Origin of the sequence: Nocardiopsis sp. NPDC057823, from assembly GCF_042797335.1 — a bacterium.
GTDB lineage: Bacteria > Actinomycetota > Actinomycetes > Streptosporangiales > Streptosporangiaceae > Nocardiopsis > Nocardiopsis changdeensis.
In genome coordinates this window covers 346,533-357,609 of the sequence record NZ_JBHVLR010000005.1, presented here as the reverse complement: position 1 = coordinate 357,609, position 11,077 = coordinate 346,533, and the positions used below count along the sequence as shown (strand labels likewise).

The window sequence follows — 11,077 nt, the reverse complement described above, 5'->3', positions numbered from 1 at the left end:
CAGGGCTTTGGCCGTTTGCGGCCGCACCGGCCCCGTTCCGATATGGCCTTTCGGGAGTGGCATGTACGGGTCAGCCGACCAATCCGACCAGGTGGCGCACGAAGGCTTCGACGATGGCGGCCGGGCGCCAGAAAGCGGTGGTCCGGCCGGGGCGGCAGCGAGATTCTCCGCAGCCGGGACGGGCGGGGTTTTCCACAGGCTGTGGACGGGCGGGTCACAGGCCCCAGAGGCAGACGGCGGTGCGGTCGTCGTCGTGGCCGTCCGCTCGGAAGTCCAGCTGCCAGGCGAACTCCATGCGTCCCGGGACCCGGCCCGAGCCCCACTGGGCGGCCAGCCGTTCGGCGGTCTCGGCGTCGGCCATCGGGCCGGACAGCCCGGAGCCGCACAGCAGGAGCGCCTCCCCCGGAGCGATGCGGTGGCCGTTGACGTGGATCCCGTCCGGGTCGGCGGGCAGGGTGGCCGGCAGCGGCTCCCACTCGCCGCCGCGCAGCAGGCGGGCGGACGCGACGTCGGTCCCGAACAGCAGGCAGTCGGTGGTCTCCCCCTCGGGCGACAGGCGCAGCAGTGCCGCCGTCAGGGCACCCGTGGGCCCGTACTCCAGTGCGCGGCCCAGGAGCCGCGCGCACAGCTTCCGGAAGTGCTCGGGGTCGCGCAGCGGCGCGGCGAGCCCGGCGATCTCGGCCGCCGCACCGCGCCACAGCAGCCGGCGGACCCGGTCGGCGTCCCTGACCGAAGGGAACGCGCAGACCGTGACGGCCAGGACGAACGGCTCCCCCGCGTGCTCCAGGGGGTACAGCCCGAAGGACTCCTGCCGGGGCAGGCCCCGCGCGCGGTTGCGGTCGCCGCGCAGGGACACCGCGCGCAGCGCCAGCCCGGGGTGGTCGGCCTCGTCGATGACCGTGTCCGGCACGGGGCGGGGCGGCAGCCCCACCGCCCGGCCGGGCAGGCCGGTGTCGCGCGCGGCGGCCTCGGCCTCCACGCCCAGCAGGTCGCCGCCGATCTCGCCCACCGTGGGCAGGCCCAGCTCGTCCCGGAGCAGGACGGTCGTCTTCGTCGCGTCCGGCGAACGCTCGGCCAGCAGCGATCGGCTGGCTCCGCTGACGGTGTCGCCGCCGTCGTCCAGGAGGTCGTTGACCTCCTCCGGCCCGTCGCCGTCCCCCGCCAACAGATCACCCGTGTGCGTTCCGTCCACCAGGTCCCTTCCCCCCTCGGTCGCGCCCACGTGTGGGACTCCCGGCGGCGGCCTGGGGTTCCCGGCCCCGGTGACCGGTTCAGGACGGAAGTCGGCGGGCCAGCAGCAGCACCAGGGCACCGGCCGCGGTGAGCAGGACCCCGCCGTGCACGAGGACGGCGGCGCGGGGGCCGGTGTCGGGCAGCCGGTCGGGCCTCCCGAACAGGCCGCCGCTCCGGCGGACGAGGGACGGGGACGCCCCGTCGGCGAGTGGGGACACCCTGCCGGCGAGTGAGGACGACTCCGCGGCGATGATCGCCGCGGCCGCCTCCTCGGAGCGGTCGACCAGGTCCTGCGGGGTGATCCCGAGCATGCCCGCCAGCTCGTCGACGGAGCGCCGGGACAGTCCGCGCACCCCGTCGACGCCCAGGTGCTCGGCGAGGTCGAACACGGAGACGCCCAACCGGTCGGCGAGGTCGACGAAGGCGAGCCGGGCCGCCTGCCCGGCCGCGGCCTCCAGGTCGGGCCACTGTGCCAGGGGCGCGCCCCGGCAGGGGCCGGTCCGCTCGACGGGGAAGCGCTGCCACTCCCGCGAACCCTGGTGTGCCCCGCCGTTCCCGAGGCACTCCGGTGACGGTGAGGCGGAGGGCGCCGGGTCGGCGGGGGCCTCTTCCCCGGCGGGCTCCCCGGGGGTCCCGGCGTGCCCCTCCCCGGGCGCCCCACCGTGTTCCCCGTGCGGCGACGCCTCGGGCGCACCGCCGTCCCCGGCGGTCCCCGGAGCCTCCGGTGCGCCGGGCGGGCCGACGGGCCCGGGGACGGCCGAGGGCTCTGACCGCCCGTCGGTCCCGGGCGACTCCGGAGTCTCAGCGGCACCGGACCGGTCGACCGGCTCGGGGACGGCCGAGGAGTCCGTCCCCCCGCCGGTCCCGGGTACCCCGGCGCCCCCGGTGGCCCCGGGCGTCCCCGCCGCGCCGGGCGGATCGGCGGACCGGCCGGGCTCGGGCGCGCCCTCGGGCCCCGCCCACTCGGCGGCCTCCGCCGCCCCGGACGGGCCGGCGGCCTCCCCGCCCCTCGCCTGCGCGGTGACGTCGCAGAAGACGGTCCCCTCCCCCGGGGCCAGGTGGAACACGCCGTCGTCGCCGGGGAACACCTCGACCGGCACGCCCTCCCCGGTGCGGCAGTCGGGGTCCCGGCCGGGGACCTCCAGCCACGGGCCGTCCGCCCGGAGCGCGGGCGCCGCCGGGCCTCCGGTCAGCACCAGCGCGCAGGAGCCGTCCTCGCGGACGTGCGCGCAGACCTCCTCCCCGGCCACCGCCGACGACGGTGCGGAAGAGGCCAGGACCGCCAGCACGGCGACCGCGGAGGCCCCGGCGGTGGCGCGCGCCAGGGACGAGAATCGTGAGGACACCGCACACCGCTTTCCGAGACACTTTGACCACTAAAAGTAATCAATCGGATTCGTTGTGCGACCGAGGCGGTGTCCGCGTGTCCCTGGGACATGATGGGGACATGCGCACTCCCCCGATCACCGTGCAGCGCGTCTCCGTGTGGTGGACCAAGGCGGGCCGCGACGCCCGGTCCGCGGACCTGCGGCGCGGGCTGCCCGACGCCTTCCCCCTGCCCGACCTCCCCGGGCCGGATCCGGAGCAGGTCCTCCTCCACAACGTGGAGATGTGGGAGCGGTGGGACTACGAGCCCCGGGAGGAGGCGCGGTACGTCCCCCGGTCCGGGATCCCCTGGTCCCTGCGCCTGCGCGAACACGGCGGCCTGCTGACCGTGTCCCGCGCGCCCGGGGGCACGGAGGCCTTCCCCCGGCGTTGGCCGCGCCCCCTGTTCACCCTGCGACCCGGGGAGGTCGGCCGCTACCGGGCGAACTTCCGCTTCACCGCCCTGTCCCACCAGTCGGACTGGACGTACGGCGACTGGACCCTGCGCATCGGGTACCGGGCCCCGCGCGCCTCCGCCCCGGCCGTGGACGTCGACGACCGCGTCCACCTCTACGGCGGCTGACCCCGGCACGGGAAGGGCGGGCGGAGACCGCCACAGCCCCGCCCGCCCGGATCGAGTATTCCTGGGTGCCCCACCGGTGAACAGCCCACGGCCCCACCTGGTGGCCCGGATTCCCGGCCGCATTCCTTCCCCGGGGCGCGGCGCCCCATCCGGGGCTTCGGTCCCTTGTCGCCCCGGGGCCGCCCGGGGCGCGGTCAGGCGTCCTTCTGCTTGTCCACCCACGCGGTGAGCGGCTGTCCCTGGATGGCGGCGGCCATCAGCTCCGGGAAGACGTCCGGGGTGCAGGCGAACGCCGGGACCCCCATCTCCGCCAGCGCGGCCGCGTTCTCGCGGTCGTAGAACGGCGCGCCCTCGTCGGACAGCGCCAGCAGGACCACCACCTGGACCCCCGCCGCCTGCATGGACGCGACCCGGCGCAGCATCTCCGCCCGGACACCGCCCTCGTACAGGTCGCTGATCAGCACGAAGATCGAGTCGTCGGGCCGGTCGATCAGCCCCTGGCAGTACGCGATCGCCTTGTTGATGTGCGTGCCGCCGCCCAGCTGGGTGCCGAACAGCACCTCCACCGGGTCCGTGAGCTGCTCGGTGAGGTCCACGACCGCCGTGTCGAACACGACCAGCGAGGTGCGCAGCGTCTTCATCGACGCCAGCACCGCGCCGAACACGCTCGCGTACACCACCGACGACGCCATGGACCCGCTCTGGTCGATGGCCAGGACCACGTCCTTCTGCACGCCCTGGCTGCGCCGCCCGTACCCGACGAGGGTCTGCGGCACGATCGTGCCGTGCTCGGGCAGGTAGTGGGCGAGGTTGCGGCGGATGGTCGCGTTCCAGTCGATGTCGGAGACGCGGCGCGGCCGGTGGGTGCGGGCGGAGCGGTCGATGGCGCCCTGCACCAGCGAGCGCGTCTTCTGCGCGACCCGGCGCTCCAGGTCCTCGACCACCCTGCGCACCAGGGCGCGGGCGGACTCGCGCGCCTTGTCGGGCATCACCCGGTTGAGGGACAGCAGGGTGCCGACGAGGTGGACGTCGGGCTCGACGGCCTCCATCATCTCGGGCTCCAGGAGCAGCTGTTGCAGGCCCAGCCGCTCCATGGCGTCCTTCTGCATGACCTGGACGACGGTGGAGGGGAAGTACTCCCGGATGTCGCCGAGCCAGCGGGCCACCCGGGGGGCGGAGCCGCCCAGGCCCGCGGAGCGCCGGTCGCCGCCGGCGCCGGAGCCCGCGCCGTCGCCCCGGTTGTAGAGGGCCTCCAGGGCGGAGTCCATGGCCTGGTCGGTGGTGCCCAGCCCGGAGGGGCAGCGCGCCTCCCGGCCCAGCACCAGCCGCCAGCGGCGTTCGCGCTCGTCGATGGCGTCCGTGGCGTTCACGATGCGCGCTTCCTTCCGTCGGTGAGGATGGCCAGGGCGGTGGCCAGGGCGGGGGCGGCCCGGTCGGCGTCCACGGCGGCCCGGGCGCGGACCTCGACCCGGCGGGCGCCGCCCAGCCGGGCCGCGGCCTCGCCGATCTCGCGGCGCTCGGTGCCGTCGAACGCCCCGAAGGTGCGGCGCAGCAGCGGCAGCACCGCGGTGAACCGCTCCTCGGGCAGGCCCAGCAGCCAGGCGTCGATGAGGCCGAGCATCCGGTCGTCGTGGACCAGCACGAGCCCGCTCCCCTGGAGGAACCCCTCCAGCCAGGCCGCGGCCGCCGCGGGCTCGGTGCCCTGGGACATGGCCAGCCCCAGGCGGCGGCGCAGCTCGTCGGCGTCGATGTGCCCGGCGTCGGACAGCATCCGGTTGAGGCGCCCGGAGATCCGGCCGGGCAGGGTCTCCCGGCGGGCCAGGGAGGCCAGGGTCGCCTCCCACTCGGCGAGCGCCTCGCCGCCCAGCAGTGTGGCGGCGGAGTGCGTGTGGTCGATCCGGGTGACGAACCGGGCCGCGGCCTCGTCGTCGAGGCCGTGCACGGCCGGGGGCAGCCCCACACAGACCCGGCGCAGGATCTGCTCGGCGACGGTGCGCAGGTGCGCGGCGTCGGTGCCGCGCACGTCGCCGTAGCGGGCGGAGCGGGCCAGCGGCGGCAGCGCCCCCATCAGGTGGGTGACGTCGCCGTCGGTGGCGGCCCGGTCGGTGAGCAGGGCCAGCACGCCGGGCAGGGCGTCGGCCAGGTCCGCCAGCAGGCACTGCTCGGTGAGGGCGGTCAGTTCGGGCAGGTCGGCGTCGGCGGCGCGCTCGGTTGCCCGGGCCGAGGCGGCCCCGGCGACGGTCGTGCCCCACCGGCTGGCCTCGATGAGCGCCACGTCCAGCTCGGGCTCCCAGCGGATGCGCCAGGCCTCCCGGAAGGTGCCCTTGCCGCCGGAGGTCTCCTGCGGGTCGCCCCAGCGGACGTCGAGCATGCGCAGCCGGTGCAGCAGGACACTGCGTTCGCGGTGCCCCTCCTTGCGCAGGTCGAGGTCGAGGTCGCGGTCGAACGGCTCGGCCTTGAGCCGCAGCCGCTTCTGGGCGGCGATGACGTCGCGTTGCAGCGGGACCATGGGCGTGGTGGGCGGCACCGAGCCCATGCGCTCGCCGATCGCCATGGCGCGGTGCACCAGGGCGGCGCGGACGGGTTCGCCCTCGCACAGGACGGCGGTGAGCGCCTCGGACACCTCGTCGAGCCCGGCCAGGGGGCGGCCGCGCAGGACGGCGAGGCTCTCGGCGAGCCGCACGCCCTCGATCACGTGCGAGGAGGAAACGTGGTGGCCCTCCTCGCGCAGCCGCCGGGCCGCCTCGGTGAGCCACCGGTGGACCGGCAGGTCGGGGGCGGTGTACAGGTGGTGGTACCAGCCGGGGGCGGTGACCCCGGCCCCGTAGCCGCTGGCGGAGGCCAGCCGGCCGTGGGTCCAGGGCACCCAGGTGGCGTTGACCTTGACCTTGGGCAGGCCCTTGAGCAGTGCGGTGTCGGCGCTGACGGGGAAGTCGGCGACGCCGCGCAGGGCGGGCGCGTGCCAGGCGCCGCAGACGACGGCGACCCGCTCGTGCCCCTGCTTGAGGGTGGCCCGCAGCACCTGGCGCATGTACGCCTCGCGGCGGGCGCCGCGGCCCTGCTCGGGGCCGCTCTCCTCCCGGACGGCCGCCATGGCGTCGGCGATGGCGGGGAACGGCGAGGGCTCGCCGTCGCCGCGCTGCTCGACGACGTCGTCCCACCAGCGTTCGGCGTCGTCGTACCCGGCGGCCTCGGCGAGCACGCCCAGGGGGTCCAGGCGCAGCCGGTCGCGGCCGACCGCCTCGGGGTCCTCGGTGACGCCCTCCTCGGTGGCGCCCTCCTCGGGCGCCGCCCCGTCCTCCTCCGGCGGCTCGGTCTCGGCGAGCCGCTCGGCCAGGGTGTGCGCGGCGGGCAGGTCGCAGAACCGCACCGGGACGTCGTTCTCGGCGGCGTAGCGCAGCGCCTCCCACTCCGGCGAGAACGCCGCGAACGGCCAGAACGCCCACCCGGCGGCCGACGCCGCGGCGTCCTTGGGCGGGTCCGCCAGGTGCACCAGCAGCGCCACCGGCGGCTCCAGCTCCCCCACCAGCGGGATCAGCGCGTCCGCCTCCGGCGGCCCCTCGATGAGGACCGCGTCCGGCTTGATCTCGGCCAGCGCCGCCCGGACCGCGCGGGCCGAGCCCGGCCCGTGGTGCCGCACGCCCAGGACGTGCAGACCGCTCGTGTCCAGTCGTGCCATCAGGCGCCCACCTCGCGGCAGGCGCGGTAGAACTCGCCCCAGCCCTCGCGGCCGCGGACCACGGTCTCCAGGTACTCGCGCCAGACCACGCCGTCGGACACCCGGTCCTGGACCACGGCGCCCTGGATCCCGGCGGCCACGTCGGCGGGGCGCAGCACCCCGTCGCCGAAGTGCGCGGCCAGCGCGATCCCGTTGGTGAGCACCGAGATCGCCTCGGCGGTGCTCAGCGTGCCGCTGGGCGACTTGACCTTGGTGCCGTTGTCCTCGGTCACCCCGGACCGCAGCTCGCGGAACACGGTGACCACCCGGCGGATCTCGTCGAGCCCGGCGGGCACGTCGGGCAGCTCCAGGGACCGGCCCAGCTGCTCCACCCGCTGGGTGACGATGCGGACCTCGTCCTCGGCGCTGTCGGGCACCGGCAGCACCACCGTGTTGAAGCGGCGGCGCAGGGCGCTGGACAGGTCGTTGACGCCGCGGTCGCGGTCGTTGGCGGTGGCGATGATGTTGAACCCGCGCTGGGCCTGTACCTCGATGCCCAGCTCGGGCACGGGCAGCGCCTTCTCCGAGAGCACGGTGATGAGGCCGTCCTGCACGTCGGAGGGCATGCGGGTGAGCTCCTCGATGCGGCCGATGGCGCCGCGCGCCATGGCGGTCATCACGGGGCTGGGCACCAGCGCCTCCCGGGAGGGGCCCTCGGCGAGCAGCCTGGCGTAGTTCCAGCCGTACCGGACGGCCTCCTCGGAGGTGCCCGCGGTGCCCTGCACCAGGAGCGTGGAGTCGCCGGAGATCGCAGCGGTCAGGTGTTCGGACAGCCAGGTCTTGGCGGTGCCGGGGACGCCGATGAGCAGCAGCGCGCGGTCGGTGGCCAGGGTGGCGACGGCGACCTCGACGACGCGGCGGGCGCCGATGTACTTGGGCGTGATCTCGGTGCCGTCCTCCAGGGTGGCGCCCAGGAGGTACTGCGTCACCGCCCAGGGGGAGAGCCGCCAGCCCGGGGGGCGCCGCCGGTCGTCCGCCTTGGCCAGCGCCTCCAGTTCGGCGGCGTAGGTCTGCTCCGCGTGCGGGCGCAGGGCCTGCGCCGCGTCGGTGGAGATGGAGGGGGCGGAGGAGGTGGTCACACGAGCTCCTTGTGCATGTCGAGGCGGAAGCGAAGGGTGTCGAGCAGGCTCTGGTAGGCGTGGTCGCTGGGGCCGCCGCCGACGGCGGCCAGGTTGGGGGTCTCCCTGGGCAGGTCGTCGACCAGTTCGGGCGGCGTGCGCTCGGCGACGAGCAGGCACACGGACCGGTAGCCGCCCTGGTCGCGGTCCCAGCCCTTGCCGCCGAGGCGGTCCACGACCTGGTGCACCAGCTTCGCGGTCCAGGGGCCGGGGACCGCGTTGAGCAGGGACCACACGTCGCGGGTGCCGGTGCCGGGGCCGAAGGAGCGCTCCACCAGGGCGCAGCGCTCCCCGACGGGCAGAACGCGCAGCAGCGGTTCGAGCTGGAGGGAGCGGCGACCGCGGGCGGCCTTGACCATCCGGTCGGTGACCCGGCCCTCCAGCAGGCCCAGGGCGGCGCGGGCCCACACCGCGTCCTCCTGGACGCCGATGGCGTTGAGGAGGGCGTCGTGCAGCTCGTCGTCGCCGGAGCGGGCGACCCGCTCCAGGACCCCGGCGGGATCGGTGCCGAGCAGGTCGGTCCACACGTCGAGCGGTGTGCGGGTGACCAGCGTCCACAGGTACTCGGAGCGTTCGCGCAGGCCGATCTCGCCGGTGGGCCGGGCCAGGGCGAGGTCGCGCAGCAGGCCGGCCTCGTCGGGTTCGACGGGGGTGACCACGACGGTGTCCTTGGGGCCGGGCCCGGCGTGGGCCCGCACGTGGTCGCGCAGCCGGTCGGCGTGGGCGCTGTGCGGCAGCCGGGTGAGCAGGGACAGGGCCAGGCCGCGGACGTTGGCGCCCTTGTCGTCGAGGGCGGTCTCCAGCAGGTCGGCGTCCTCGGGCCCCAGGCCGGTCTCCATCGCCTCCAGGAGGCGGCGGCGCAGTTCGGCCTTGCGCAGGTCGGGCCAGACGGCGGCGAGCAGTTCGCGGCCCCGCGCCGGGTCGGCGGCGCGCAGGGCGCCGAGCATGCGGCGGCGCTCGCCCTCGGTGCCGTGCAGCCAGGTGTCCTCGTCGAACACGTCGGCGGGGTCGGACTCGGTGAGCAGGTACGCCCAGTCGGGGTCGAACCGGGCCAGCCAGCGCCCGCGCGAGCCGCCGGCCGCGGCCACCGCGGAGCGCAGCGCGCTGTCGCGGGCGCCCCGGTCCAGCAGGGCGGGCAGGTGCTCGGCGGGGGCGCGCAGGCCCGCGGCGGCGACCAGTTCCAGCCACTCGGGCAGGAGCTCGGAGCGGTCGGCCAGGATCGCCTCCAGGCGCCGGACGGCCTGTTCCCCCACCTCGGGCAGGTCGGGGCCGGGGTCGGGGTCGATCGGGTCGACCCGGGCGGGCGTGTACCCGGCCAGGCGGCGCACGGTGGCCAGGGCGGCCCGGTCGAGGAGGGCGGCCGCGCCCTCGCTCTCGCCGGTGGCGGGCAGGTCGGGGGTCTCGGGGACCGCGCGGCGGGCGGTGCCCACGAGCGCGGCGGAGACCAGCAGGTCCCAGGAGTCGGGGGCCGGGGAGGGGGTGGTCACAGGGGGATCGCCTTTCCGGTCCGGTCCCAAACGGCGAGGGGGGTGAGTCCTTCGGCGGGCGACCACTCGGCGGCCACCGTGGCCGGGCGCCCGCCGGTGACCGCCAGCAGGCGCCGGGGGGCGCCGGTGGCCAGGGGCAGGGCGTCGCCGCCGGGGTCGGCCAGGTACCAGCGGTCGTCCCGGCCCGGGGCGGCGTCGGCCAGGACCACCGGCCAGGTCTCCCGCCAGGGGTCCTCGGCGAGGACGGCGGCGTGGGCGTCGAGCGCGCCGGCGACCGTGGTGCCCTGCGGAACGGGCCCGGGGAGCTCGGTGCCCGGGTCGGGGACGACCCGGTGGCCGTCGGGGTAGAAGGACAGGTCGGCCTCCACGGCGGTGCCGAGCCGGTAGGGGGTGGTGGGTGCCTGGTCGGCGCGGCCGAAGCTGAGGGCCAGGGCGGTGCGCCCGGTCCGGGCACCGCGCAGCCATACGCGCAGGCCGGTCATGTCGTCCTCGGCGCCGGGGACGGTGCGCCGGCCGAGCACCACCCAGGTGTCGCCGACGCTCTCGCCGCCGGCCCGCACCTCGTCGGCCTTGAGGGTGATGCCGACCCGGGAGCGGATCGCGCCGCGGGTGCGCTCGCCCAGGGCGTCGCCCGCCCCGTAGCCGTCGATGAGCAGGTGGAGCAGGCCCAGGTGCTCCAGGACCCGCTCGGGCCAGCTCTCCTGCCGGGCCACGGAGGGCAGCCGGGAGACCCAGCCCGAGGCGCCGCGCGCCTTGGCGTCGGTCAGCCGCTTGGCCATGCGGTCCCAGTGGTCGTAGCCATGTTTGGGGACCTCGGCGAGCCCGGCGTCGATCTGGTCGTGCAGCCACAGGCGCAGCTCGGCCAGTCCGGCGGCGACGGCCTCCTCGCGGGCGCGCAGGGTGGCGGCCGCCTTGGCCGGGTCGGCGGGGGCCGCCTTGGCGGGATCCGCGGCGCGTGCCTGCCGGGCGGCCCGCCCGTCGAGCCAGGAGCCGACCCAGGAGGGCTTGTCCTCCCGGTCGGCGACCTCGCCCTGCGCCCACAGGGCGAGCAGGCCCAGGACGTGCTTGCAGGGGATCTTGCGGCTGGGACAGCTGCACTTGTAGGCGGGGCCGGTGCCGCCGTCCAGGTGGACGGCGGCCAGGTAGGGCTTGGAGCCGCTGCCCTGGCACTCGCCCCACACGGCGGAGGTGCCGCCGGCGGACGCGGCGACCGCCCCCCGCTGCGGCCACGACGCCGCCTTGCCCACCTTGACGGCGGCTTTGCGGGACGCGGCGTCCGGGGCGACGGCCCATACGTCGTCGATACTCCATCGGTCGCTCACAACAAGAACACTACGGGTCGACCCCGACAAAACGAGCCCTGTGGGAAGGCCCCGGAGAGGCTTCACCGGATTGTCGCCCGGGCGTGCCATGCTGGCCCGGGCGCGCCCCCTCGGCGATATTTCGCGCCATTCATACGAAAGGTCTCTTTCGTCATATCGGGCGGCGTTCGACGCAGAAATCCATCAGTCGAATCCGACATTTCTCCGGAGCCATTGAAAAAGCCGTCGTCGGCTCCTAGAATGCACGCTCA

At 76.0% G+C, this 11,077-nt stretch carries 8 protein-coding genes; 1 reads left to right on the top strand and 7 read right to left on the bottom strand.

Translation table 11 applies throughout. The features are described from left to right. Nucleotides 1–214 precede the first annotated feature (214 nt). Nucleotides 215–1,192, bottom strand: a complete 978-nt coding sequence (locus tag ACFVNO_RS12190; RefSeq protein ID WP_378891913.1) for a hypothetical protein — start codon at nt 1,190–1,192, stop codon at nt 215–217. 79 nt (nt 1,193–1,271) lie between these two features. Next, nucleotides 1,272–2,579: a hypothetical protein gene (locus ACFVNO_RS12185; protein WP_378891910.1), complete on the bottom strand. Its 1,308-nt coding sequence runs from the start codon at nt 2,577–2,579 to the stop codon at nt 1,272–1,274. Nucleotides 2,580–2,680: 101 nt separating this feature from the next. Between ACFVNO_RS12185 and ACFVNO_RS12180 the strand changes: the two genes are divergently transcribed. Beyond that, a complete protein-coding gene (locus tag ACFVNO_RS12180; protein ID WP_355263395.1) occupies nt 2,681–3,181 on the top strand; it encodes a hypothetical protein in 501 nt (166 codons plus the stop codon). A 194-nt stretch (nt 3,182–3,375) separates the two neighbouring features. Here the strand turns inward: ACFVNO_RS12180 and ACFVNO_RS12175 are convergent, their stop codons facing one another. From ACFVNO_RS12175 to ACFVNO_RS12155, 5 genes are all read right to left on the bottom strand, one after another. Continuing rightward, on the bottom strand, nt 3,376–4,449 hold the full coding sequence (locus ACFVNO_RS12175) for a VWA domain-containing protein (RefSeq protein ID WP_378892031.1): 1,074 nt from the start codon (nt 4,447–4,449) through the stop codon (nt 3,376–3,378). A 98-nt stretch (nt 4,450–4,547) separates the two neighbouring features. Beyond that, on the bottom strand, nt 4,548–6,860 hold the full coding sequence (locus ACFVNO_RS12170) for a DUF5682 family protein (RefSeq protein WP_378891907.1): 2,313 nt from the start codon (nt 6,858–6,860) through the stop codon (nt 4,548–4,550). After that, on the bottom strand, nt 6,860–7,978 hold the full coding sequence (locus ACFVNO_RS12165; protein ID WP_220563801.1) for an AAA family ATPase: 1,119 nt from the start codon (nt 7,976–7,978) through the stop codon (nt 6,860–6,862). The genes ACFVNO_RS12170 and ACFVNO_RS12165 overlap by 1 nt, the downstream gene beginning before the upstream one ends. Continuing rightward, nucleotides 7,975–9,504 carry a DUF5691 domain-containing protein gene (locus ACFVNO_RS12160; RefSeq protein WP_355263386.1) on the bottom strand — a complete coding sequence of 510 codons (1,530 nt, stop codon included), beginning with the start codon at nt 9,502–9,504 and terminating at the stop codon, nt 7,975–7,977. Before ACFVNO_RS12160 ends, ACFVNO_RS12165 begins: the two co-directional genes overlap by 4 nt. After that, nucleotides 9,501–10,751, bottom strand: a complete 1,251-nt coding sequence (locus ACFVNO_RS12155; protein WP_378892028.1) for an SWIM zinc finger family protein — start codon at nt 10,749–10,751, stop codon at nt 9,501–9,503. Before ACFVNO_RS12155 ends, ACFVNO_RS12160 begins: the two co-directional genes overlap by 4 nt. Nucleotides 10,752–11,077 lie beyond the last annotated feature (326 nt).

What these genes read in the sequence shown, in the direction of transcription:
- ACFVNO_RS12170 (WP_378891907.1), bottom strand. Translation starts at nt 6,860, where the DNA reads ATGGCACGACTGGACACGAGCGGTCTGCACGTCCTGGGCGTGCGGCAC.
- ACFVNO_RS12180 (WP_355263395.1), top strand. Translation starts at nt 2,681, where the DNA reads ATGCGCACTCCCCCGATCACCGTGCAGCGCGTCTCCGTGTGGTGGACC.
- ACFVNO_RS12175 (WP_378892031.1), bottom strand. Translation starts at nt 4,449, where the DNA reads ATGGACTCCGCCCTGGAGGCCCTCTACAACCGGGGCGACGGCGCGGGC.